Below are 24,929 nucleotides of genomic sequence, written 5' to 3'. Positions count from 1 at the left end.
GCAACCTACTGTTCTGGGAACCACTCTTGAAGCAGATCTCTCGAGCGCTCAAGCTCTTTCTGCCACGTGTTGACTCCAACAATGGTTGGCTTTAGCAAGATCACCAATTCGGTTTTTTCCGTGTACTCGGTGGTATTGCGGAACAAGTGGCCCAGAGCAGGCACATCACCCAAGAATGGGACTTTAGACACCGCTTCCGACGTGCTCGACTTCATCAAGCCACCAATCACCACGACATCACCATCACGCGCACGGATCACAGAATCTGACTCACGAATTGAGCTTCTCGCTAGAGGTAAAACCACCGATTGATCACCAAAACCAATCTCTTTCACCTGCTCTTCGACTTCGATAACAGAAGGGTGGACATGAAGCAGAACATTACCGCCATCATCAATCTGTGGTGTGACATCCAGTGCGATACCCGAGAAGAAAGGCGTTAATTCAAAGTCAGGTGACGCTTCAGAGTTATCACCTGAGCCGACAACACTTGAGAAATCAGTTACGTAGTACTCATCGGTACCGACTTTAATCACCGCTTTTTGGTTATTCGTTGCTGTGACGCGTGGACTTGATAGCACGTTCAAGTCACCTTGAGTGCCCATAAAGCTCAATACGGCTTCAAAGCTGCCATCGGAAATCGTCACGTTAGTTTGTCCGCCGAGTAAGCTACCAATAGTGTCCATACCCGGAAGCACGCTGCTACCAAGGCGATCAATCACAACCGCGCCGTCATCAAACGATAAGTTCGACCAATTAATGCCTTGCTGATAGCCGTCGCTGAGTGTGACTTCGAGGATTTTTGCTTCAAGGATCACTTGACGCTGCATACGCTCTTGAGAGACACCCAAGAACTCGCGCACTTCACGCAGTTCATCAGGGTAAGCACGCACGGTAATCACGCCTGCTTGTGGTGTTACTACAACACTGCGTCCATCACCTGAGCCAATAAGGTGATTCACCGCGACTTGCAACTGTGGCCAGAAGTCACTCTCACTGATGGTTTCAATCTCAGTACCGCCACGCGATGTAGTACTGTTTGACGAGCTTGAATTCGAACTAGACGAGCTGCTCGAAGAAGAGAAGTTCGATGAGCTACTGTTGTTAGAGCTGTCGTCTGTATTGGTAATTGTGCCTGTGGTAATCGACGTTAGTGAACGTCCATTGCGGCTTAACTGCAGATAATCAACTGGAATAGTAACCGTACGTAAGTCTGCCGGGAAGACCTGAATCACCTTACCCTTACGCGTCACTTCATAACCATATAGGTCGCGCACCACTGATAACACTTCATCGAGTGTCACATCCGTCAGGTTCACCGTTACCGTGCCACGCACACCTGGGTGAATCGCGGCGCTATATTCCGTGCCCTCGACCAAGCTAGTAAAGAATGCTCGAGCATCAACCTCATCGGCCTTGATGCGATAGCGCTTCACCGTCTCATAACTCTGTATGCCAGAACCATCCAAGTCTGGCATCAAGTCCGCTTCAACCGAGCTCGGTAGCTGAGCCAAGCTGCGGCTATTGGCTTCGTTAATCGCTTCATTCAAAGCGCCCTTTGCTTCTACAGGGTCTCTGTGCCCCATAGAACAACCAACTAGCGATGCCACTGCAATGGCTAAAGTGAGTTTACGCATAACTTTACCAATACCTTATTCTTTTATTTCTAGTGTGAACATCTGCAATTTCCATTGCTTACCTGCTCGTGAGAGCGTCACATCTTGATCTGTTATCTGATTAACGCGATAGCCGTTAACGGTATCTCCAGCCGACACCACTCGACTGTTTAAAATCGCGCTACAGTTAGCCTTCTCTGGCTGACAAATAATGCTGTTGAGCTTAGGTACCCGATAGCTTCGTTTGGCTGGCGTGGTTGTTTTCTTTGGTGCGCTCCAGCCCAAAGGCGCGGTTGGGTCTTGCGCAGCAAAACTACTCACACTCACCACTGATAAGGCTATCAAAAGAAGTTGTTTAACCACCGATAAACTCCTTACGCGCACCTAAGGTGTACACTTCCATGATTAATCGAGCTTGAGGATAGGTCTCAACCTGGTAATGAAATTTGCGCCAGTAGTACTTCACTGGAAGCGTCTCTAACGCTTCAAGGTAAGTTAATACATCGAAGTACCCACCCGTCAGCTCTATTCGGACTGGATGAACGTAATAGCTCGAATCCCCCTGACCTGAATTGAGCCTCTCTGCCCCCATTGAGCTCAGAGAAACAAGGTTAAGTTTTTGTGATTGCTGCAATACACTTTCAAGTAAGAGCGACATCTGACTTGGCGTCACCAACTGGTCTACAACGCCTGAAAGTTGCTGTGACAACTTTTGTGAGTCTTTGAGTAAGCGTTTGTACTCAATATCGATCTCTTTGTTTGGATCTTGTCTTAATCTTGCTGTGAGTTGCAATAACTCGCCCTGCAAAACTTGATTCGAGGATTGAGTGCTTGCTAACTGCCTTTGAGCAACCGAAACCTTGCCTAGCACAGGCTCGATAACCAGTGTGACCATCAACATCACTACAGCAACGAAACCACAAAGCGTGATCAGCCACTTCTCTCGAGTACTCATTGCATCAAACTTGTCACTTAAGGACTGCCAATACTGCTTCATTACTGCTGCCCTTTCTTGGTATTCAATTCAAAGGTCACAATGCCATCGTCATTACGACCGATATTCAATTGCTCAAAGCTACGTCCGACCAAGCTGACTTCTTGCTTAAACTGATTGACCCAATTCGGCACCGATGACGCTGTTCTTGCCAGACCTTTTAGGTCAAGGTTTGTCTGGTCGATATAAATGCTAGATAGCGAAATGTCATTGCGCCCCAACTCTGATAGCGAGCGCATCACACCCGAATAGCCCATCTGCTGGGATTCATCGTATTCATTGATCACTTGCAGCGCGCCTTTCATGGCAGCGACTTCTTTTTTCAGTCGATCCACTGCGGCGACTTTCTCAGCATCCGGTCGATGCTGCTCTAACTGCTTATTAAGCTCTGCTCGCTGCGCAGTCAGCTGAGAACGCTCTTGATTAACAGAAGCCAACTCTTTATTCAGCTTCTCAAGTTGCCAGCTGTAGATACCGTAAACCCCGACTAAAATTACTGCTGCTACGCCCCAGCCTGCAACCACATTAGTCAGTGTGAAAAACGCTTTTTTAGGCTTTAGATGTGATGGGAATAAGTTGATTTGTAAGCGCTTGAGATGAGCGGCTGTGGTTGCCAAGATTAAGCCGGACTCTGTTGGCGGTTCAACTAGTGGCAGGCTCTTTACACTCAAACGTTCGTTTAGTGCCTCAATCAGCTCTTGCTGCTCCTCCTCATCACAACACACGTGCAGTTGATGGAAAGAAACACCTTTGACTTGAGAGCTGAGATAGTCGATAGAGCGCTGCAGCTCTAGTGCAAGACCATCCAATTGCAAAGTGGCGCTGGCCACACCAGTTACAGGTGCAACAACGCCACGCAAAATACGTTGGAAAACAACTTGATGTTCTTGGTACGCACTGATGCGGAACTGACCGCCCTTGCTACGCTGCAGGAGCAGGAAGTTTATTTGTTCGCCCGCAGACTCTCCCCAAACTTCTTCTTCGGTAGTGAGTCGACCAAGCTCACAACCTATCGATTTAAAACCCTCAATAAGCTGCATCACCAGAGGCTTACGCACAACATACGCTTGGGCTTTATTGCCAGTAGGCAGCTCAAATGCATCAGCCACGACTTCTGTTACACGCTCAGTGATCAATTCTTTGAGCAAGAAAGGGAGTGCAACTGGCCACTCTTCTTTAGGAAGCTTAGGTGTATCGATTTGATAAGAGTGATACAGCCCTGAATGCAAAACAACATCAACGCGGCCAACAATAGCGTTTTTCTTTAGTGCCGACAGCAGTGTTGACTCCCAGCCGGACGGTTCAAGCTCGATCACTTTTACCGCAGGTTCGGTCGCCTCTGCTTGAGCTTCTTTTTTTGTTGAGCTTAAAAGGTAAATAGCCGCGGGCTGAACAATCACTATTGAGCTCGCGTCATTGCCGCCTTTTTTATTCAACCTTTGAATTAGCGAATTTATCATGTCCGTTTTTACTTTTTCTTCCAACGATTACGACGACCCGGCTTTATCGCTTGTACTGAATTGTCATAATCTATTTTTTTATTAGTATTTTTTGTCGCAATGAGAAGCGGTGTTTCACTTTGATATAGGCGACCTTGAACTCCGGACACCCCTAATTCTTGCAAAGCTTTTACCTCTGCTTTTGTTTCAACACCGACACCGACAACCGTTGCATCCTTGCTTTCGCATGCCCCTAGCATACTACGGATAAATAACTGGTTCTCATGACGCTGATCGATTCTCTTAATTAAACTGCGATGGAGTTTCAAATAAGAAACATTCAAGTCTTTCAGGTAGTAAGTGCTCACAATGGTTCTACCCGCTTGTCCTACGATAGCTTGGCAACCTAACCCTGTCAGCATCCTGATAACCGGGCGCATATAATCTAGATGTTCCACCAAGGCGCCTTCAGAAAACTCAAAAGAGAGCCTTTGTCTCACACTGCTCGTTTGCTGCAATAATTCATCTCTAAACCATCGTAAATGCGCTTTGTCTGCAAATGGCTGGACATACATATTGAGGGAAACATGCCCTTGTAATCGACCTAGCGCTAACTCACGGAGTACTCTCGTCAGCATCGCTCTATCAAAACGCGACTCATAACCCACAGATTCAATCGCTAAACCAAAGCGTGATGCTTTGAGCTCACCTTTTTCGGGGTCATTAAGACGAATAAAGACCTCATTGTGAATCAGAGATTTCTGATTTTCCTTGCCAAGCAAATAGCAAGGCTGTGTATAAATGACTAATTTTTCGGGTTGAAGCACATCATCAAACAAGGTTCTCCAACGTACACTTCCTCGCTCCAAACTTTCTGGAGCTTGCTTCTCAAAATTACTCCAGCCACTGGCTCTTTGCAGTTGCGCGCTTTTAAGTGCGGTTTCCACTTCACCTAATATGCGACTTGGGTGCTCACCTTCTTGGTAATGCGTCACGCCAATGTGGCACCAATCGTCAGCATCCAGTGGAGTAAGTGGTGTCAGCTTTTCAAGCTGTTTAATACAGTTGTTGGCAATGAGCGTGATCTCTTTACTATTTTGATGCGGAATCAATAGAGCAAAATCACTCGAATAATAACGAGATAACATGGCATCAGGATAACGCTGCACAATATTTGAAAGGCTCTCTGCCACCTGCACAACAAAGTTATCAACGGTTTCCTTGTCATTCGATTCTTTGAGTGCATCCCAATCATCGATTCGCAGCATGAGCACGCCGCCTCTCGAGCCACTCTCGTTTAACGTTGAATCCAACTTACTATCAAAGAGGATACGGTTAGCATTCCCGGTCACACTGTCTAAAAAGGTTTGGCTACGAATAAAGGTGTCGAAACGACTTCGCTCTTGCCGAGCGTCTTGAAGCTCAGCAATCAGCTTGTCTAATGCCTCACTAGCAGTATATGGCCACTCTAAATCATGTCCGCGAGAGTACTGCTCTACTCGGCCAGCCAGAATCATTCGTCCACGCTCTTCGAGCAATTCTGAACCATAGAGTTGCTGTTTTAACCATCCAACGCCACGAACCAAACAAAAGGTAATCAAGCCAAATGCAAGGGTGATCGACCACATGGCGCCTAATGAGTAGCTATAACCTAAATACGGAGGAAGGATTGTAAAAACGATGCTGTAGCCCGGGTTGCGCTCCAACTCGAACTCTTTATTCATCAACAGATCTTTATCTGCTCTAGAGGACGTGTTTTTGTAGCGATAAACCACCCCAGCCTGCGAAGAGAGTTTCATCTCCACAATATTGCTGGCTTGCAGCATTTTAGGGATCCAACGCTGCATGGAGTATGCCGCATCGGGGTCTTCCATCTCTTTATCCACAACCTCTGCAATGCCCGCCAGAGATTGATGAATATATTCTTGCCCGATACGCTTGAAAGAGAGTGCACCACCGACAAATAGAATAAAGGTCGCACTGATTACTATCATAGTAACAAATGCCACCAGCCGAGTGCTTAATTTAAGGGTCGGTGTATACCTTGCCATCCGTTGCAATGCTTCCTTAGCGTTATAAGTCTCGCAGTATAAAAGAGACCCTATCCGAGAGTCGAGATTTTGACGTGAATTAAGTTAAAAAAGTAGAAGTACCCTTGATTATCAGCGCTTTTTCGACGCATTTAATAACCGGCATCTATCGACATAATTAAAGTTAGAATTATAAATAATAGTTAAGTACGCTTTTGCCTCTTTGCGAAAAAAATAACCTCAGTAAAATTACTGAGGTTATTATTAATAACAACACTATTCGGTTTTAGCGAAATACCATTCGTCAGAACGGAATGTCGTCATCGAAGTCCATTGGTGGCTCATTGTACTGAGGCTGCTGCTGAGGTGCATTTTGTTGCTGCGGAGCCGCCTGTTGACGTGGCGCTTGAGCTGCTGGTTGCTGAGGTTGACCCCAAGATTGTTGAGGTTGACCTTGGTTACCACCTGCAGGCATGCCGCCACCTTGCTGAGCACGACCACCAAGCATCTGCATGACACCGTTGAAGCCTTGAACAACAACTTCTGTTGTGTAGCGATCTTGACCATTCTGGTCTTGCCACTTACGAGTCTGTAGTTGACCTTCAATGTAAACTTGTGAACCCTTACGTAGGTATTCACCTGCCACTTCAGCTAACTTGCCGAATAGTGACACACGGTGCCACTCTGTTTTTTCACGCTGTTCACCAGTGGCTTTATCACGCCAACTTTCAGAAGTCGCAATCGTGATGTTTGCTACTGCACCGCCGTTAGGCATGTAGCGAATTTCCGGATCGTTACCTAGGTTACCTACTAGGATAACTTTGTTTACTCCACGGCTAGCCATGATTTGCTCCGTATTCATATTTCATTTCAAAAGACAGGCGATAGGATAGCATGCTTGATTACTCATCGCCTAGTTTGCAAATTCTATTATCAGCGTAAACGCGACTTTTGTAGCCCCTACATCAACATGATTTCGCGAGTCATATCAATAACTCTCATCTTACCTTTCAGTGACTCAGGATTATTTTTATACCCTCAACGCACTTTTCATTCGATACGCAACGAGTGGCATTTATTTATGCTCTTATGATGCAAACTAACAATAACTAAGGAGATCGTATGCGAACGAGGGGAGATTATGCTCGCACACTGTACTTTCTATGTGAGGACATAAAAGAGAACCACCTGCACATCAACCGCATTGAAAGCCAGCTTCGTAAGACCATTTATAAAACAACACCAGCAGGATTAACTGAAGAAAAACCAAAACACCGCAATAAGATAGTCATCGTCGATTATCGCTCGCGCTCACTTTTTCTCAAGGAGCTTGCCCTACTCTCTGTCGACATTGACAATTTTGATACGGTTCTGATCAATGTTACCGATCGATTAAGCACCGATGAGCTTCTACGCTATGGCAATTTGAAAGGCCTGTTTTACAGGCATGAGCCAACAGAGAATATTACCCAAGGTCTAACCGAAATTATCAATGGACAAAACTGGCTGCCACGAAAAGTGACAAGCCAGCTTCTCTATTATTACCGAAAAAACCTCAAGCCTAAGAAGCCGCCGATTGTTGTTGATCTTACCGCGAGTGAGCTGCAAGTGCTTCGTCACTTGGCTGACGCCACCAATAAAGAAATAGCTGACTTACTTTGCGTAACTGAATTCACCATTAAGTCCCATTTGCAGCAAATTTTTCGCAAACTCTCTGTTAAAAATCGATCACAAGCGATAGCATGGGCGGATCACTATCTGTTGTCATGATTAGATGCTGAGACTTATTTCAGTCTTCCCCGAGACAATTTCCGTCAGGATTCATGCTTAAGTCATTTACACAGTGATAATCTAGCGGCAGGACATAACTAAAACACATAGGATTTTTTGACATGATTAAGAAATGTCTGTTTCCAGCGGCAGGCTACGGTACGCGCTTTTTACCAGCAACCAAATCTATGCCGAAAGAGATGATGCCAGTGGTGAACAAACCACTGATCGAGTACGGCGTAGAAGAAGCGATTCAAGCAGGTATGAATGGCATGTGCATCGTCACAGGTCGTGGTAAGCACTCCATCATGGATCACTTCGATAAAAACTATGAGCTAGAGCACCAGATCAGCGGCACGAATAAAGAAGAGCTGTTGGTCGATATACGTGAAATCATCGACAGTGCCAACTTTACTTACATTCGTCAGCGCGAAATGAAAGGCTTAGGCCACGCAATCCTAACTGGCCGTGAGTTAGTTGGTGACGAACCATTTGCTGTTGTTCTTGCAGATGACCTTTGTGTAAATGAGCAAGAAGGCGTTTTGGCACAAATGGTGGCACTGTTTAAACAGTTCCGCTGCTCAATCGTTGCCGTTCAAGAAGTACCAGAAGATGAAACCCATAAATACGGTGTGATTTCTGGTGAGATGATCAAAGACGATATCTTCCGCGTAGACGACATGGTTGAGAAGCCAGAGAAAGGCACTGCGCCAAGTAACCTAGCTATCATCGGTCGTTATATCCTTACCCCAGATATCTTTGAGCTGATTGAAAACACTGAGCCAGGTAAAGGCGGTGAAATCCAGATCACTGACGCTCTGCTAAAACAAGCAAAAGCGGGCTGTGTTCTTGCGTATAAATTTAAAGGCCAGCGTTTTGACTGCGGTAGCGTTGAAGGCTACATCGAAGCAACCAACTACTGCTTCGAGAACTTGTACCTAAAAGACGAAAAAGCGGCTGAACTCGGCAAGCACGCGACACAAAAATCAGAGTAAATGTAAAAAACGCTCTAAACTCTAATCTAAGGCCACTCAAATGAGTGGCCTTACTGTTTTTATAAACAGTATTTCTTTGAACACAGCGCACACTATGTAATACTTAATCAACTCGGAGTTTACAGCGTAGTCAATATGGACAACATAGAAGTTCGTGGGGCGAGAACCCACAATCTAAAAGATATTCACCTGACCATTCCCCGCGACAAGCTGATTGTCATTACAGGCCTATCGGGTTCAGGTAAATCCTCCTTAGCGTTCGACACCCTCTATGCCGAAGGTCAAAGACGCTATGTAGAATCACTTTCTGCTTATGCTCGTCAGTTTTTATCCTTGATGGAAAAGCCTGATGTTGACCATATTGAAGGCCTTTCTCCTGCTATCTCGATAGAGCAGAAGTCGACATCACACAACCCTCGTTCAACGGTGGGTACGATCACCGAAGTGTACGACTATCTACGTCTGCTTTATGCTCGTGTCGGTGAGCCTCGCTGCCCAACCCATAAAGTGCCACTCGCTGCGCAAACCATCAGTCAAATGGTGGATAAAGTCATTGAAATGCCGGAAGGAAGCAAAATGATGCTTCTCGCGCCGATCATCAAAGAGCGTAAAGGTGAGCACGTAAAAACACTGGAAAACTTAGCAGCCCAAGGTTTTATTCGTGCTCGTATTGATGGCGAGATCTGTGATCTCTCTGATCCTCCGCCACTTGAGCTTCATAAAAAGCACACCATTGAAGTCGTGGTTGATCGCTTCAAAGTGCGTGATGATCTGCAACAAAGGCTCGCAGAGTCATTTGAAACAACGATAGAGCTATCCGGTGGTATTGCCGTTGTCGCACCAATGGATGGCGCAGGTGAAGAGATCATATTCTCTGCCAACTACGCTTGTCCGTATTGTGGCTATAGCATGCAAGAACTTGAGCCTCGCCTATTCTCATTCAATAACCCGGCAGGTGCCTGTGGGACCTGTGATGGCCTTGGTGTTCAGCAGTACTTTGACCCAGACCGAGTGATCGTCGATGACGCTTTAAGTCTGGCTGAAGGTGCTATTCGCGGCTGGGATCAAAAGAACTATTACTATTTCCAGATGCTAACGTCACTGGCGAATCATTATGACTTCGACTTAAATGTCCCTTTTAAGTCGTTATCCAAACCGATCAAAGAAGTGATCTTAAAAGGATCTGGACGTACTGAGATTGAGTTTCACTACGTTAATGATCGTGGCGACATTCGTGTGAAACGCCATCCTTTTGAGGGGATCTTAAATACACTAGAGCGACGCTATCGCGACACTGAATCAAATTCCGTACGTGAAGATTTAGCTAAGTACATCTCCACCAAGTCTTGCTCAAGTTGTGATGGAACCCGCCTACGAATTGAAGCGCGCAACGTGTTCATCAACGAAACCACCTTGCCAGAAATCGTCGAGCTGAGTATTGCTGATGCTCTAGCGTTCTTCCAAACACTTGAGCTTGAAGGCCAGCGGGCGCAGATTGCCGACAAAGTCATGAAGGAGATCAACGATCGCCTACATTTCCTCGTCAATGTGGGTCTCAACTATCTTAACTTGTCTCGCAGTGCTGAAACCTTATCAGGCGGCGAAGCACAACGCATTCGTCTCGCTAGCCAAATTGGTGCAGGCCTAGTAGGTGTAATGTACGTTCTCGATGAGCCTTCCATTGGCCTCCACCAGCGCGATAACGAACGCCTGCTTAAAACGCTGAATCATCTGCGCGATCTTGGTAATACGGTCTTGGTTGTCGAGCATGATGAAGACGCCATTCGCATGGCAGATCATGTGATTGATATTGGTCCAGGAGCAGGGGTTCATGGCGGTAATGTGGTCGCAGAGGGTAAAGTCGATGAGATCATCGCCAACCCGAACTCTCTCACCGGTCAGTACCTCAGTGGCGATAAAGCGATTATCGTTCCGCAAGAGCGTACCCCGGTCGATCGCAAGAAAATGGTCACGCTCTCTGGTGCGTCTGGAAACAACCTGAAAGATGTCACCCTCAACTTACCTGTTGGTCTATTTAGCTGTATTACTGGGGTTTCTGGCTCTGGTAAGTCAACGCTTATTAACGATACCTTCTTTAAGATTGCTCATACCGAACTCAATGGTGCCACTACACAGGTGCCTTCACCTTACAAGAAGATTAAAGGCCTAGAGCATTTTGATAAGGTCATTGATATTGACCAAAGCCCAATCGGTCGCACACCTCGCTCAAACCCAGCGACCTACACAGGTATATTTACACCGATTCGAGAGCTTTTTGCTGGTACCCAAGAATCACGTTCGCGCGGTTATAAACCGGGACGATTCAGTTTTAACGTGCGTGGCGGGCGCTGTGAAGCGTGTCAGGGTGATGGCGTAATCAAGGTAGAAATGCACTTCTTACCGGATGTCTATGTTCCATGTGACGTATGTAAAGGCAAGCGTTACAACCGAGAAACACTGGAAGTTCGCTATAAAGGCAAAACTATCGATGAAGTGCTTGAGATGACGGTAGAAGACGCTCATGTGTTTTTCGAACCGGTTCCAGTCATTGCAAGAAAGCTAAAAACACTTGTGGATGTCGGCCTCTCCTATATTCGCTTAGGGCAGGCAGCGACTACCCTATCAGGTGGTGAAGCCCAGCGCGTTAAACTCGCTCGAGAGTTATCGAAAAGAGATACAGGTAAAACCCTGTATATCCTTGACGAGCCTACGACAGGTTTGCACTTCCACGATATTCAGCAACTGTTGACGGTACTTCACCGCCTGCGCGATCACGGCAATACCGTGGTTGTCATCGAGCATAACTTAGATGTTGTCAAAACAGCGGACTGGATTATCGACCTCGGCCCTGAAGGAGGGCAAGGTGGAGGCCAAATTATTGCTGAAGGGACACCTGAAGATGTGAGCGAAGTCGAAGGTTCTCATACTGCTCGGTTCTTGAAACCTATGTTAAAGTAGGCAAACCAGATAGAATACAGAAACCAGCGTAATGCTGGTTTCTTCTTTTAAGGACAAAGAGTTAGACGACTATGGCCACAATTCATGTGAGTGGAACACAACTGGAACAAAGTAAACCTGTCATACCTTTAAACCAACCATTCATCACCTGTCTGGCATTGGTTTTCTTGCTTTTGATGCACGTATTTATGCCAAACCCAGGTGGTTCTGGCTTAGCCTTGTCATTCAACAATACCGTTTGGGCAGGTATTAGCTTGGCATTAGGCATCGGCTTCTATCAAATCAGTACTAACCACTATCTGCGATACAACAAATTCACTGTTGGATTACTGATCGCCTGCGGCCTTCTCACTTTACCGATAGCCTACCCTTCTGCGTATGTCGACGGCGCTACAACACGATTGCTAGGTCTTTGGGGTGGTTTTTTACTCTTCGTTGTGTTGCAGCAATTTCGTTTCAGCAACAAGGACAAGCAGCGGATCCTCGAATACATTGTGCTTGCCTGCTTAATCGAGGCGCTGATCGGTTACATTCAATACTTCTTTCTTGAGCCAGGCAATGGCATGGGCTATAACACCGTAGCGAATCGCCCTTACGGCATCTTTCAGCAACCGAATGTGATGGCCAGCTTTCTGGCTACCGGTCTTGTCATTTCTGGCTACCTACTCGCCCGTAAGAACAACAAATACAGCTCGCTTGGTGATACGGCGATTCTTTACCTCACTCCAGTCATGACTACGCCGCTACTCGTCGTACTCTCATCTCGAACAGGCTGGCTCGGCGCACTCATTGGTGTCTCGCTTATCATTCCTTATTTGCTACGCTTCTCAACCAAGCGTCGAGCGTTTACATGGATAGGTTTAGTCATCTTGGGCGTAGCGCTTGGCTTTAGTGCAGCTCAATCACAACAAAAGTCCGATTTTATTGGTCAAAAAGCCGATCTTGAAAGTCCGCGCCGTTATACCTTTCCACAAACGCTGGATATGGTGATTGAAAAGCCGTTTACTGGCTGGGGTTACGGCAACTTTGAGTCTACCTACACCCTCTATACCGCACGACAGCATCAAATTAACGGCAACTACCCACCAGGCTTGCCTGCAATGGATCACCCCCACAACGAAACCTTATATTGGGGAGTGGAAGGGGGAATCATTCCACTTTTAGGTCTTATACTGACTGCCGTTCTTACCTTTACTCGAGTTGCTCAAGCGAAGAAGGGAACCAGACTGGCGCTTCTTGCCCTCTTTGTTCCAATACTGCTCCATTCACAGCTAGAATATCCGTTTTATCACTCAGCAATTCACTGGGTAACACTCATCATTCTGCTCTACTGGCTTGATCAGCGAGTCATACGCAGCAGCACCTTGCACTTCTCTGCAATAACAAAGAGCTTGCTACGGATCAGCAGTTTAATTGTGCCGACACTGACCATCATGTATATGGCTAGCGCACTGCATTCAAACCATGTTCTCACCCAATTTGAGCGTTCATATCCAAAAGAACCAGAAATTCTTGAACGAGTCTCGAACCCACTGGCATGGCAAGATCGCTATAACTGGGATATCTACAGTACCTACCTAGATATCGGTCTTCAGACTGGTGAGAAGGCTTACATTCAATCCTACATTGATTGGTCACTAGAAATTATTCAGCACAAGCCGCGCCCGGCATTCTATAAAAATCTAGTACTGGCGCACCTTGGCATGGGAGATGAGATCAAAGCAGCGCAAACTCGTACAGAGGGTGAATTCTTGTTCCCGAACACGGATTTTTCAACAGTAACCTATGATGGGCCTAGCCAAGCGCAAGATGTCACTTCGCAAGCCAGTGCTACAACATTGAGTATGAGTGAAGAAACCAGCGCTGAATAACAACAAAGGCCGCAGAGATAGTCTCTGCGGCCTTTGTTGTTATCGATATCATTTAAACCGTCGGCCCTACTTGAGCTTTTCTTCCAGTGCTTTCAGGCACAAGGACACATTTTGCTGTGACGCTCCATAACCCATCAAACCGATACGCCACGCTTTACCAGCAAGCGCGCCTAAGCCAGCGCCAATCTCCAAGTTATATTCGTTGAGCAGTTGTTGACGAATTTTCGCCTCATCGATGCCCTCAGGAATATACACGGCATTCAGCTGTGGTAAGCGATAAGCCTCCTCAACAACAAACTTAAAGCCCAGAGCCTCTAGGCCTTGTTTAAGTTTCTGGTGCATCTCTTGGTGACGCTGCCAGGCACTCTCTAAACCTTCGTTTTGCAGAAGTACTAACGATTCGTGAAGCGCATAGAGGCTATTCACTGGTGCTGTATGGTGGTAGCTACGTTTACCTTCACCACTCCAATAGCCGAGTACTAAGCTTTGATCTAAAAACCAACTTTGAATTGGGGTATCACGCGATTGTATCTTCTCAATCGCAGCGGCAGAGAATGTCACTGGAGATAAACCAGGAACGCATGACAAGCACTTCTGGCTACCTGAGTAGACCGCATCCAGTTGCCACTCATCCACCTTCAGCGGCACACCACCCAAAGAAGTCACAGTATCAACAATCGTCAATGCACTATGACGCTTAGCCAACGTACCGAGCGTTTGAGCATCGCTCAATGCCCCCGTTGAGGTTTCTGCATGCACAAACGCGAGGATTTTGGCATCAGGATGATTCAAGAAGGCTTGCTCGACCTTTTCCGGTGAAGCAGGCGATCCCCACTCATCATCCACAACAACAGCTTCGCCCCCAGCGCGTAATACATTTTCGCGCATGCGCTCGCCAAACACACCGTTACGGCACACAATAACCTTATCTCCCGGCTCAATAAGGTTAACAAAGCAGGCTTCCATTCCTGCACTGCCCGGAGCAGAAACCGCAATAGTAAATTCATTCTCCGTTTGGAAAGCGTATTTGAGCAACGCCTTTACTTCATCCATCATTTGAATAAATAGAGGATCAAGATGACCCACGGTGGGGCGACTCATCGCCTGAAGTACCTGTGGGGAGATATCTGAAGGACCGGGGCCCATTAGAATACGTCTTGGGGGGATAAAACTTTGGATAGACATTCATCACTCCATAAATCTATTTGTTGTTATTCATTGTATTGCTACACAGTAAATCAGTTTCACTCGAGCAATATTCGTTATTGGGCTTTTAATTATAGAGGTACTACCACTGTTCAAGAGACAAAATGGTAAAACTGTTGCCAAGGTCAAATATTCATTGACATTTTTATACTAAAGCCGTTCAATGATTGGACAATAACAGAAGAGGAGCGCTGCCCAGGCAGGTGCATAGTGGAATCGCAATTCCAATACTATTCACTCAGGGGGAGTAGCGCCGAGATGGGAGCATATTGCGATGAACTCCTGTCGGTTGAATGGGCTGAATCCCTTCAACTGTCATCAGCCCTGCCTGATGATGAGCTTCTGAGGTAATCGAATTTATCAACTCGCCTCTGAACGCTCCCCTCCTCTTCAAACACACTGGATGTATTAATTTTTGAAGTATCAGGAGAACAACCGTGAGCACATTCAATGTCGCCAAATTTGGCGGAACAAGTGTCGCAAATTTTGAAGCTATGAGCCGTTGTGCCTCAATCATTGAGAGCCACCCATCGACCCGCCTTGTTGTAAGCAGCGCATGTTCAGGTGTCACTAACCTGCTTGTTGAACTGGCTAACGGTGTTCAAGAACAAGAGCAGCGCGCTGCCGTTCTTCAAAAGCTAGCCGATATTCATGAAACAATTCTAGCGAAGCTAGAGAATGCGGCTGAAGCGGCTGAAGCGGCTAATGAAGTTTATGCCATCCTTGATACGGTCACTAGCCTCGCAGAGGCAGCCTCCATTCAATCAAGCACAAAGCTGACGGATCACCTAGTCGCTTGCGGTGAGCTTATGTCAACTCACATTCTCGCCCAACTCATGCGTGAGCGCGGGATCAATGCAATTCGTTTTGATATTCGAGACGTCCTAAAAACTGACAGCAATTTTGGCCGTGCAGAGCCTAATCTCGAGCAAACAGCGCAGCAAGCGAAAGAGCGACTGATCCCACTGTGTCAGGAATATGTCGTGGTGACTCAGGGCTTTATTGGTTCTAATGAGGTCGGTGATACCACAACCCTAGGCCGTGGTGGTAGTGACTATAGTGCTGCACTCATTGCTGAAGCCGTTGAGGCTTCAGGGTTAGAAATCTGGACAGATGTGCCGGGTATCTACACAACCGATCCTAGAATCGCTCCTAAGGCAGCCCCAATTCCAGAAATCAGCTTTAGTGAAGCTTCTGAAATGGCAAACTTTGGTGCAAAGATCCTACACCCTTCTACACTCGTGCCAGCATTACGTCACGATATTCCTGTTTTTGTTGGATCTTCTCGTGAACCAGAGAAAGGTGGTACTTGGATTCGCCACCATGCAGAGACTTCTCCGCTTTATCGTGCTCTTGCTCTTCGCAACAACCAAACTATGGTGACATTACGCAGTGCAAAAATGTTCCACGCGTATGGCTTCCTAGCCAAAGTGTTTGAGATCTTGGCAAAACACAAGATTTCAGTCGATCTTATCACTACCTCTGAGATCAGTGTGTCACTGACTCTTGATCAAACTGATACCTGTGGTGGTGCCCCTCAACTTCCTCAAGCTGCAAGAGAAGAGCTTGAAGAGCTCTGCCATGTTGAGGTTGAGCATAACCTAAGTGTAGTGGCCTTGATTGGTAATAACATGAGCTCTTCAAAGGGATCGGCGAAACAGGTATTCGGTACACTTGAAGACTTTAATCTACGTATGATCTGTTACGGAGCAAGCCAACATAACCTTTGCTTCTTACTGCATGAGTCTGTCGCTAAACAAGCGATCCAGCGTCTACATCAAGAGCTGTTCGAGCAGTAATTCCATACCCCAGATATAAATAAGCCCCTACAAGTGAGGGGCTTATCATTAATGACTTTCACTATCCGTTAATGTTCGGCCCTAGCCATTTCTCAGCCTCTAGTTGATCCCAACCTTTACGGTCAGCATAACTTGCTACCTGATCTTGTTGGATCTGAGCGATCGCAAAATAGCGTGAGTCTGGATGTGAGAAGTACCAGCCCGATACCGATGCACCTGGCCACATGGCATAGCTCGACGTCAGAGACATCTCTATTGCCTCTTCAACATTGAGTAGCTCCCAGAGGCTGCCCTTTTCTGTGTGTTCAGGACACGCAGGGTAACCCGGGGCTGGGCGAATACCTTGATAGTTCTCTCGGATTAACTCTTCGTTGGTCAACTGCTCTTCGGGTGCGTAGCCCCAAATATCCGTTCGAACACGCTCATGGAGGTACTCAGCAAAAGCTTCAGCAAGTCGATCAGCAACTGCCTGAATCATGATGGCATTATAATCATCACCTTGCGCTTTAAACTCATCCGCAAGTTCACGCTCACCAATGCCTCCAGTCACAGCAAATCCGCCAATCCAGTCTTGCTTGCCACTCTCTTTCGGTGCGATATAGTCTGATAGACAGTAGTTATACCCTTTAGGCTTCTCTGTCTGCTGACGTAAGTTATGCAGAACTTTGGCTACCTTAGTGCGTGACTCATCGGTATACACTTCAATATCGTCGTCGACACTCGCTGCTGGGAACAAGCCACACATACCACGAACTTTGAGTAGCTGCTGTGATTCAATCTTATCTAACCACTCATTCGCATCCGCAAACAGTCGCTGTGCTTCTTCACCGACTTCTTCATGTTCAAATATCTTTGGATATTTACCAACCAAAGACCACGTCATAAAGAACGGCGTCCAATCGATATACTGACGAAGTGTTGAAACATCAACATCATCGAAGACATGGATACCCGGCTTTGCAGGGTTAGGCGGAGTGTAGTTCGCCCAATCAAGCGCAACCTTATTCGCTCTCGCTTGCTCAAGTGTCACAGGCTTAGTGCGTGGCTTCTTACGATTGTGCTGATCACGAACACGCTCATAATCGGCACCGAGCTTTTCAACAAAACCAGGCCTCAACTCATCAGATAACAGCGATGTGCAAACACCCACTGCGCGAGACGCATTGTTTACGTATACCACTGAATTTTTGTAGTTCTGTTCAATCTTAACGGCCGTGTGAGCTTTCGATGTTGTTGCTCCGCCAATCAACAGAGGCAAATCAAAATCTAGGCGCTCCATCTCTTTAGCCACATGAACCATCTCATCAAGTGATGGGGTAATCAGCCCTGATAGGCCAATAATGTCGACATTTTCTTCCTTGGCAACCTTTAAGATCTTCTCACAAGGTACCATAACGCCAAGATCAATAATTTCGTAGTTATTGCACTGCAGAACGACACCCACAATATTCTTACCAATGTCGTGAACATCACCTTTAACCGTCGCAAGCAGGATTTTACCGTTGGTAGAACCAGCTTGTTTTTCTGCGTTGATGTAAGGCTCAAGGTGGGCGACGGCTTGCTTCATTACGCGTGCTGACTTAACAACCTGAGGAAGGAACATCTTACCTTCACCAAACAAGTCACCCACGACATTCATGCCATCCATTAGGGGGCCTTCAATCACCTCAAGTGGCTTACTAGCATTGACTCGAGCTTCTTCAGTATCGTCAACGATAAACTCTGTTATACCTTTTACGAGAGCGTGCTCTAAACGCTTTTCTACTGGCCAACTACGCCATTCAAGAGCCGATGCATCATCTTCTTTGCCAACGCCTTTACCTGCGTATTCAGCTGCAATATCAAGAAGGCGTTCAGTACCATCATCACGACGATTGAGGACAACATCTTCTACCGCATCCCTCAGCTTTTCAGGGACGTTGTCGTAGATCTCGAGCTGACCAGCATTCACGATCCCCATATCCATACCATTCTTAAAGCAGTGGTAAAGGAACACAGCATGAATCGCTTCTCGTACATAGTTATTTCCACGGAAAGAGAAAGAGACGTTAGACACACCGCCAGAAATCATTGCATAAGGAAGGTCACGTTTGATGTCTGCTACCGCCTCAATGAAGTCAACAGCATAGTTGTTATGCTCTTCAATACCCGTTGCGACAGCAAAAATATTCGGGTCAAAAATGATGTCTTCCGGTGGAAAGCCAACCTCATCAACTAAAATACGATACGCATTCGTACAAATTTCGAGTTTTCGTGCGCGAGTTTCTGCTTGGCCGACTTCATCAAAGGCCATAACAATGACGGCAGCCCCATAGCGACGAATCAATTTGGCCTGTTCAACAAATTTCTCTTTCCCTTCTTTCAAAGAAATAGAGTTAACAATTCCCTTGCCCTGGATACACTTTAGGCCCGCTTCAATAACTTCCCACTTAGAGGAATCAACCATGATAGGGACTTTAGAAATCTCAGGTTCTGACGCACACAGATTAAGGAAGCGGACCATACATGCTTCTGCATCTAGCATCCCCTCATCCATATTGATATCAATGATCTGAGCACCGTTTTCAACCTGCTGACGAGCAACATCTAAGGCTTCATCATAAAGCTCTTCTTTGATTAAACGCTTGAAGCGAGCTGATCCGGTGACGTTAGTTCGCTCACCAACATTGATAAACAGGGTATCTTTTTCTATTGTAAGCGGCTCAAGACCGGAGAGGCGGCAGGCTTTGGGAATATCAGGAAGTGCTCGAGGAGGCAAATTCTCGACGACTGAAGCCATCTGACGAATATGCTCAGGAGTCGTACCGCAACAACCACCAATCAAGTTTAAGAAACCGCTAGCTGCCCACTCTTGTACATGTGATGCCATTTCCTCAGGAGAGAGATCATATTCACCAAAAGCATTCGGTAAGCCAGCATTTGGGTGCGCAGAGACAAAAGTATCAGAAATACGCGATAGCTCTTCTACGTAGGGACGAAGCTCATCAGGCCCTAAAGCACAATTTAGACCAAAAGAGATTGGGCTAACGTGGCGTAACGCGTTGTAAAACGCCTCGGTAGTTTGGCCGGAAAGGGTACGGCCAGAGGCATCGGTGATCGTGCCAGAAATCATTACAGGCAGGGAATAACCCAACTCCTCAAAAACACTTTCAACGGCAAAAGCACAAGCCTTGGCATTCAAAGTATCAAAGATTGTTTCGATAAGAATGAGATCGCTTCCACCTTTGATCAAGGCATGAGTAGACTCGGAATAAGCCTCAACCAACTCATCGAAGCTGACATTACGATAGCCGGGATCGTTTACATCTGGAGAAATAGAACATGTACGGTTAGTTGGCCCTAAAACACCGGCCACGTATCTAGGCTTATCTGGTGTCTTTGCTGTCCACTCATCTGCAGCTTCACGAGCTAGCTTGGCAGCGGCAAAGTTAATCTCTTCGCTAAGGCTTTGCATATCGTAGTCAGCCATCGCGATAGTGGTCGCATTAAACGTGTTTGTTTCTAGTATATCTGCGCCCGCTTCAAGGTATTCTTTGTGAATATCCTTAATCAGCTCTGGCTGAGTAAGAACCAACAGGTCGTTGTTTCCCTTAAGGTCACAATGCCAGTCAGAAAAACGCTCACCTCGATAATCATTTTCTTCCAGCTTATGTCCTTGAATCATGGTGCCCATGCCACCATCGATTAACAAGATTTTCTGCTTCAATTGAGCTTCAATCTGCTGCCTTAAATTCGTTCCCACTTTACAGCCTCATTCCTTGTTCATTTCCTACATCCTACCACACAATTTGCAGATATCTAGACGTCTAAATGACAAACAAAAACTCACCAAACTTTACTTTTCCATCTGTTGGTCGTTTTTAGTAAATAAAGCGTTAGTTACGAACAATATGAATGAAAATGAAGTCAGACAACGAAGCAAAGAGAAAGTACATCCGCTGGTATTTTTGGATGCCTGAAGAGCCATTTAAATCACAAGCAAGCGGGTTAGCAGTTCAGCTTAAACAACCAGGCTGGTTTCGCCATAAGACGTTGGGAAGAGCTGTTATAAAAGACATCAGCATGGGTGGGGCTGGTGTTCTAGTATCAAATCGAATTAAAGTGCCAGACAAGATTATTGTTTCAATACCTGATGGCGATGAGTTCAGTGCAGATGTGGTTTATCAAAGAGATGAAGGCGAGCTATTCACATTTCTAGGGATAACTTGGTCCGATACAAACGACGAAAAACGCATGGATTTGATTAATCAGGTACAAGAATTAACAAACCTAGAAAGTCGCCTTCAAGTGACAACTGTAGAGCCAGAAAAATAGTCCGCTCACCAATTATGTTTCGAGGTGAGGCTCAATTTATCGTTGAGTCTCCCTTTATATGACGATAAACGTAAAAAAGCCCTAGTCTTTCGACTAGGGCTTAGTATAAGTGGCGGAGTGGACGGGACTCGAACCCGCGACCCCCGGCGTGACAGGCCGGTATTCTAACCAACTGAACTACCACTCCGCAGTGGTCTATTTAAAGTCTTATCTAAAACGTGCTTTAAACAGATAATGTTCAAAGCCTGGCGATGTCCTACTCTCACATGGGGAAGCCCCACACTACCATCGGCGCTATTGCGTTTCACTTCTGAGTTCGGCATGGAAATCAGGTGGGTCCACAATGCTATGGTCGCCAAGCAAATTCTGTTTTTCGTCTTCACTTTTTCTAAAAAAGTGAAAACAAAAAGTCTGGAAAGCTTCTAAAAGTTATCAATACACATTCAAAGTTCTTAGCTTTGAGTCCATCAAAACCCCTTGGGTGTTGTATGGTTAAGCCTCACGGGCAATTAGTACAGGTTAGCTCAACGCCTCACAACGCTTACACACCCTGCCTATCAACGTTCTAGTCTCGAACAACCCTTTAGGACGCTTAAAGCGCCAGGGAAGACTCATCTCAGGGCTCGCTTCCCGCTTAGATGCTTTCAGCGGTTATCGATTCCGAACTTAGCTACCGGGCAATGCCATTGGCATGACAACCCGAACACCAGAGGTTCGTCCACTCCGGTCCTCTCGTACTAGGAGCAGCCCCCTTCAATCTTCCAACGCCCACGGCAGATAGGGACCGAACTGTCTCACGACGTTCTAAACCCAGCTCGCGTACCACTTTAAATGGCGAACAGCCATACCCTTGGGACCGACTTCAGCCCCAGGATGTGATGAGCCGACATCGAGGTGCCAAACACCGCCGTCGATATGAACTCTTGGGCGGTATCAGCCTGTTATCCCCGGAGTACCTTTTATCCGTTGAGCGATGGCCCTTCCATACAGAACCACCGGATCACTATGACCTGCTTTCGCACCTGCTCGAATTGTCATTCTCGCAGTCAAGCGGGCTTATGCCATTGCACTAACCACACGATGTCCAACCGTGTTTAGCCCACCTTCGTGCTCCTCCGTTACTCTTTGGGAGGAGACCGCCCCAGTCAAACTACCCACCAGGCACTGTCCTCACCCCAGATAATGGGGCTAAGTTAGAACATCAAACATACAAGGGTGGTATTTCAAGGTCGGCTCCACTAATACTGGCGTACTAGTTTCAAAGCCTCCCACCTATCCTACACATGTAGGCTCAATGTTCAGTGCCAAGCTGTAGTAAAGGTTCACGGGGTCTTTCCGTCTAGCCGCGGGTACACTGCATCTTCACAGCGATTTCAATTTCACTGAGTCTCGGGTGGAGACAGCGTGGCCATCATTACGCCATTCGTGCAGGTCGGAACTTACCCGACAAGGAATTTCGCTACCTTAGGACCGTTATAGTTACGGCCGCCGTTTACCGGGGCTTCGATCAAGAGCTTCGACCTAAGTCTAACCCCATCAATTAACCTTCCGGCACCGGGCAGGCGTCACACCGTATACGTCATCTTACGATTTTGCACAGTGCTGTGTTTTTAATAAACAGTTGCAGCCACCTGGTATCTGCGACTCCCCATAGCTCCATCCGCAAGGGACTTCACCGCGAGGAGCGTACCTTCTCCCGAAGTTACGGTACCATTTTGCCTAGTTCCTTCACCCGAGTTCTCTCAAGCGCCTTGGTATTCTCTACCCGACCACCTGTGTCGGTTTGGGGTACGATTCCTTACAATCTGAAGCTTAGAGGCTTTTCCTGGAAGCATGGCATCAATGACTTCACTACCGTAGTAGCTCGACATCGTGTCTCAGCCTTAAAAAGAGCCGGATTTACCTAACTCTTAAGCCTACGCACTTGAACCTGGACAACCATCGCCAGGCCCACCTAGCCTTCTCCGTCCCCCCATCGCAATTGTAAGAAGTACGGGAATATTAACCCGTTTCCCATCGACTACGCCTTTCGGCCTCGCCTTAGGGGTCGACTTACCCTGCCCCGATTAACGTTGGACAGGAACCCTTGGTCTTCCGGCGAGGAGGTTTTTCACCCCCTTTATCGTTACTCATGTCAGCATTCGCACTTCTGATACCTCCAGCAGACCTTACAGTCCACCTTCAGCGGCTTACAGAACGCTCCCCTACCCAATGACTAAAAGTCATTGCCGCAGCTTCGGTGTATAGCTTAGCCCCGTTACATCTTCCGCGCAGGCCGACTCGACTAGTGAGCTATTACGCTTTCTTTAAATGATGGCTGCTTCTAAGCCAACATCCTAGCTGTCTAAGCCTTCCCACATCGTTTCCCACTTAGCTATACTTTGGGACCTTAGCTGGCGGTCTGGGTTGTTTCCCTCTCCACGACGGACGTTAGCACCCGCCGTGTGTCTCCCGGATAGTACTCACTGGTATTCGGAGTTTGCAAAGGGTTGGTAAGTCGGGATGACCCCCTAGCCTTAACAGTGCTCTACCCCCAGTGGTATTCGTCCGAGGCTCTACCTAAATAGATTTCGGGGAGAACCAGCTATCTCCAGGTTTGATTGGCCTTTCACCCCTAGCCACAAGTCATCCGCTAATTTTTCAACATTAGTCGGTTCGGTCCTCCAGTTGATGTTACTCAACCTTCAACCTGCCCATGGCTAGATCACCTGGTTTCGGGTCTATATCCAGCAACTCGACGCCCAGTTAAGACTCGATTTCTCTACGGCTCCCCTAGATGGTTAACCTTGCTACTGAATATAAGTCGCTGACCCATTATACAAAAGGTACGCAGTCACACCACGAAGGTGCTCCTACTGCTTGTACGTACACGGTTTCAGGTTCTATTTCACTCCCCTCACAGGGGTTCTTTTCGCCTTTCCCTCACGGTACTGGTTCACTATCGGTCAGTCAGTAGTATTTAGCCTTGGAGGATGGTCCCCCCATATTCAGACAGGATATCACGTGTCCCGCCCTACTCGATTTCACTGATGATGAGATGTCGACTACGGGGCTATCACCCTTTACTGCCACGCTTTCCAACGTGTTCGTCTGTCTCACTAAAAGCTTAAGGGCTAGTCCAATTTCGCTCGCCGCTACTTTCGGAATCTCGGTTGATTTCTTTTCCTCGGGGTACTTAGATGTTTCAGTTCCCCCGGTTCGCCTCACTAACCTATGTATTCAGTTAGTGATAACACCTTATGGTGTTGGGTTTCCCCATTCAGGAATCTCAGACTCACAGGTTTTTACTACCTAATCTGAGCTTATCGCAAGTTAATACGCCTTTCATCGCCTCTGACTGCCAAGGCATCCACCGTGTACGCTTAGTCACTTAACCATACAACCCCGAAGGAGTTTCGAGAAATTTGAGTTGTTTAAACAACCAAAGTTGTCTGCAATTTTTATACATGATGCAGACTCGATTTTGCCGGACTCAAATATTAAGTATCTTTCGATACTTTCCAAGAACACTTGAATGTGTGTTGGTACCTAAAACCGTAGTTTTAGGATTTGAGAACTTTTAATTTGAATAACAACACATCTCATAGAGATGGGGATTGTTGTTATTCGTCAGCTTTCCAAATTTTTAAAGAGCAAATTACTTCTCATGAAGTAACCATTTTTAAGAGCACTTAAGGCTTTCTATTTCAAAAGAAATGCGCTTAAAGATGGTGGAGCTAAGCAGGATCGAACTGCTGACCTCCTGCGTGCAAGGCAGGCGCTCTCCCAGCTGAGCTATAGCCCCATCAGTGTGATGTCATTGCCAATTTCTTGGGAAGGAAATTGGTGGGTCTGAGTGGACTTGAACCACCGACCTCTCGCTTATCAGGCGAACGCTCTAACCACCTGAGCTACAGACCCGACATCGTCTCTTTCTATAAACCATCAATCTGTGTGA

Annotated in this window: 14 protein-coding genes, 3 tRNA genes, 2 rRNA genes and 1 riboswitch; of the genes, 6 read left to right on the top strand and 13 right to left on the bottom strand. The window is 46.7% G+C overall.

The genetic code is table 11. From position 1 onward, the window contains the following. Window positions 1–5 precede the first annotated feature (5 nt). From mshL to QWZ05_RS14685, 6 genes are all read right to left on the bottom strand, one after another. Complete coding sequence (mshL, locus tag QWZ05_RS14710; RefSeq protein ID WP_290299111.1) at window positions 6–1,637, bottom strand: pilus (MSHA type) biogenesis protein MshL; 1,632 nt, start codon at window positions 1,635–1,637, stop codon at window positions 6–8. Window positions 1,638–1,652: 15 nt separating this feature from the next. After that, the gene (locus tag QWZ05_RS14705) at window positions 1,653–1,979 is read right to left on the bottom strand and encodes an MSHA biogenesis protein MshK (protein ID WP_290299109.1); all 327 of its coding nucleotides are present in this window, start codon (window positions 1,977–1,979) and stop codon (window positions 1,653–1,655) included. Next, window positions 1,972–2,613, bottom strand: a complete 642-nt coding sequence (locus QWZ05_RS14700; protein WP_264877798.1) for a type II secretion system protein M — start codon at window positions 2,611–2,613, stop codon at window positions 1,972–1,974. Before QWZ05_RS14700 ends, QWZ05_RS14705 begins: the two co-directional genes overlap by 8 nt. After that, window positions 2,613–4,070 (bottom strand): PilN domain-containing protein, encoded by a 1,458-nt coding sequence (locus QWZ05_RS14695; RefSeq protein WP_290299107.1) that lies wholly within the window; start codon window positions 4,068–4,070, stop codon window positions 2,613–2,615. The genes QWZ05_RS14700 and QWZ05_RS14695 overlap by 1 nt, the downstream gene beginning before the upstream one ends. An 8-nt stretch (window positions 4,071–4,078) precedes the next feature. Continuing rightward, window positions 4,079–6,100: an RNase E specificity factor CsrD gene (gene csrD / locus QWZ05_RS14690; protein ID WP_290299105.1), complete on the bottom strand. Its 2,022-nt coding sequence runs from the start codon at window positions 6,098–6,100 to the stop codon at window positions 4,079–4,081. Between the two features lie 283 nt (window positions 6,101–6,383). After that, complete coding sequence (locus QWZ05_RS14685; protein ID WP_264877795.1) at window positions 6,384–6,923, bottom strand: single-stranded DNA-binding protein; 540 nt, start codon at window positions 6,921–6,923, stop codon at window positions 6,384–6,386. A 278-nt stretch (window positions 6,924–7,201) separates the two neighbouring features. Here QWZ05_RS14685 and QWZ05_RS14680 point away from each other — a divergent pair, with 278 nt between their 5' ends. From QWZ05_RS14680 to QWZ05_RS14665, 4 genes are all read left to right on the top strand, one after another. After that, entirely contained in the window at window positions 7,202–7,849 is a 648-nt protein-coding gene (locus QWZ05_RS14680; RefSeq protein WP_290299102.1) for a response regulator transcription factor, read from the top strand. 122 nt (window positions 7,850–7,971) lie between these two features. Next, window positions 7,972–8,844: a UTP--glucose-1-phosphate uridylyltransferase GalU gene (galU, locus tag QWZ05_RS14675; RefSeq protein WP_264877793.1), complete on the top strand. Its 873-nt coding sequence runs from the start codon at window positions 7,972–7,974 to the stop codon at window positions 8,842–8,844. A gap of 135 nt (window positions 8,845–8,979) precedes the next feature. Continuing rightward, complete coding sequence (uvrA, locus tag QWZ05_RS14670; RefSeq protein WP_264877792.1) at window positions 8,980–11,802, top strand: excinuclease ABC subunit UvrA; 2,823 nt, start codon at window positions 8,980–8,982, stop codon at window positions 11,800–11,802. A 71-nt stretch (window positions 11,803–11,873) separates the two neighbouring features. Beyond that, complete coding sequence (locus tag QWZ05_RS14665; RefSeq protein WP_264877791.1) at window positions 11,874–13,673, top strand: PglL family O-oligosaccharyltransferase; 1,800 nt, start codon at window positions 11,874–11,876, stop codon at window positions 13,671–13,673. A gap of 66 nt (window positions 13,674–13,739) precedes the next feature. Here QWZ05_RS14665 and QWZ05_RS14660 read toward each other — a convergent pair whose 3' ends face one another. Then, window positions 13,740–14,858 (bottom strand): pyridoxal-phosphate-dependent aminotransferase family protein, encoded by a 1,119-nt coding sequence (locus tag QWZ05_RS14660; RefSeq protein WP_264877790.1) that lies wholly within the window; start codon window positions 14,856–14,858, stop codon window positions 13,740–13,742. Between the two features lie 194 nt (window positions 14,859–15,052). Next, window positions 15,053–15,229, top strand: a riboswitch (Lysine riboswitch). Window positions 15,230–15,316: 87 nt separating this feature from the next. Between QWZ05_RS14660 and lysC the strand changes: the two genes are divergently transcribed. After that, window positions 15,317–16,678 (top strand): lysine-sensitive aspartokinase 3, encoded by a 1,362-nt coding sequence (gene lysC / locus QWZ05_RS14655; RefSeq protein ID WP_264877789.1) that lies wholly within the window; start codon window positions 15,317–15,319, stop codon window positions 16,676–16,678. 61 nt (window positions 16,679–16,739) lie between these two features. On the opposite strand, the gene metH is transcribed toward lysC, so the two are convergent. After that, window positions 16,740–20,420: a methionine synthase gene (metH, locus tag QWZ05_RS14650; protein ID WP_290299100.1), complete on the bottom strand. Its 3,681-nt coding sequence runs from the start codon at window positions 20,418–20,420 to the stop codon at window positions 16,740–16,742. A gap of 152 nt (window positions 20,421–20,572) precedes the next feature. Between metH and QWZ05_RS14645 the strand changes: the two genes are divergently transcribed. Then, a complete protein-coding gene (locus QWZ05_RS14645; protein WP_264877787.1) occupies window positions 20,573–20,992 on the top strand; it encodes a PilZ domain-containing protein in 420 nt (139 codons plus the stop codon). A gap of 110 nt (window positions 20,993–21,102) precedes the next feature. Here QWZ05_RS14645 and QWZ05_RS14640 read toward each other — a convergent pair. The 5 genes from QWZ05_RS14640 to QWZ05_RS14620 form a co-directional block, all read right to left on the bottom strand. Next, window positions 21,103–21,179: transfer RNA gene (locus tag QWZ05_RS14640), tRNA-Asp, on the bottom strand. Between the two features lie 56 nt (window positions 21,180–21,235). After that, a 5S ribosomal RNA gene (gene rrf / locus QWZ05_RS14635) occupies window positions 21,236–21,352 on the bottom strand. Between the two features lie 128 nt (window positions 21,353–21,480). After that, window positions 21,481–24,368 (bottom strand): 23S ribosomal RNA (locus QWZ05_RS14630). A gap of 332 nt (window positions 24,369–24,700) precedes the next feature. Continuing rightward, window positions 24,701–24,776 (bottom strand) — tRNA-Ala (locus tag QWZ05_RS14625). A gap of 39 nt (window positions 24,777–24,815) precedes the next feature. Next, window positions 24,816–24,892 (bottom strand) — tRNA-Ile (locus tag QWZ05_RS14620). Between the last annotated feature and the right edge of the window lie 37 nt (window positions 24,893–24,929).

Source organism: Vibrio agarivorans (assembly GCF_030409635.1).
GTDB lineage: Bacteria > Pseudomonadota > Gammaproteobacteria > Enterobacterales > Vibrionaceae > Vibrio > Vibrio agarivorans.
The sequence above is the reverse complement of the archived record's forward strand: the minus strand, read 5'-3'. Positions and strand labels throughout refer to the sequence as shown.

Bases quoted from the DNA above. Each gene is read 5' to 3' on its own strand.
- QWZ05_RS14660 (WP_264877790.1), bottom strand. From the start codon at position 14,858: ATGTCTATCCAAAGTTTTATCCCCCCAAGACGTATTCTAATGGGCCCC.
- uvrA (WP_264877792.1), top strand. From the start codon at position 8,980: ATGGACAACATAGAAGTTCGTGGGGCGAGAACCCACAATCTAAAAGAT.
- QWZ05_RS14680 (WP_290299102.1), top strand. From the start codon at position 7,202: ATGCGAACGAGGGGAGATTATGCTCGCACACTGTACTTTCTATGTGAG.
- QWZ05_RS14645 (WP_264877787.1), top strand. From the start codon at position 20,573: ATGAAAATGAAGTCAGACAACGAAGCAAAGAGAAAGTACATCCGCTGG.
- galU (WP_264877793.1), top strand. From the start codon at position 7,972: ATGATTAAGAAATGTCTGTTTCCAGCGGCAGGCTACGGTACGCGCTTT.
- csrD (WP_290299105.1), bottom strand. From the start codon at position 6,100: ATGGCAAGGTATACACCGACCCTTAAATTAAGCACTCGGCTGGTGGCA.
- QWZ05_RS14665 (WP_264877791.1), top strand. From the start codon at position 11,874: ATGGCCACAATTCATGTGAGTGGAACACAACTGGAACAAAGTAAACCT.
- QWZ05_RS14695 (WP_290299107.1), bottom strand. From the start codon at position 4,070: ATGATAAATTCGCTAATTCAAAGGTTGAATAAAAAAGGCGGCAATGAC.
- mshL (WP_290299111.1), bottom strand. From the start codon at position 1,637: ATGCGTAAACTCACTTTAGCCATTGCAGTGGCATCGCTAGTTGGTTGT.
- QWZ05_RS14700 (WP_264877798.1), bottom strand. From the start codon at position 2,613: ATGAAGCAGTATTGGCAGTCCTTAAGTGACAAGTTTGATGCAATGAGT.
- QWZ05_RS14685 (WP_264877795.1), bottom strand. From the start codon at position 6,923: ATGGCTAGCCGTGGAGTAAACAAAGTTATCCTAGTAGGTAACCTAGGT.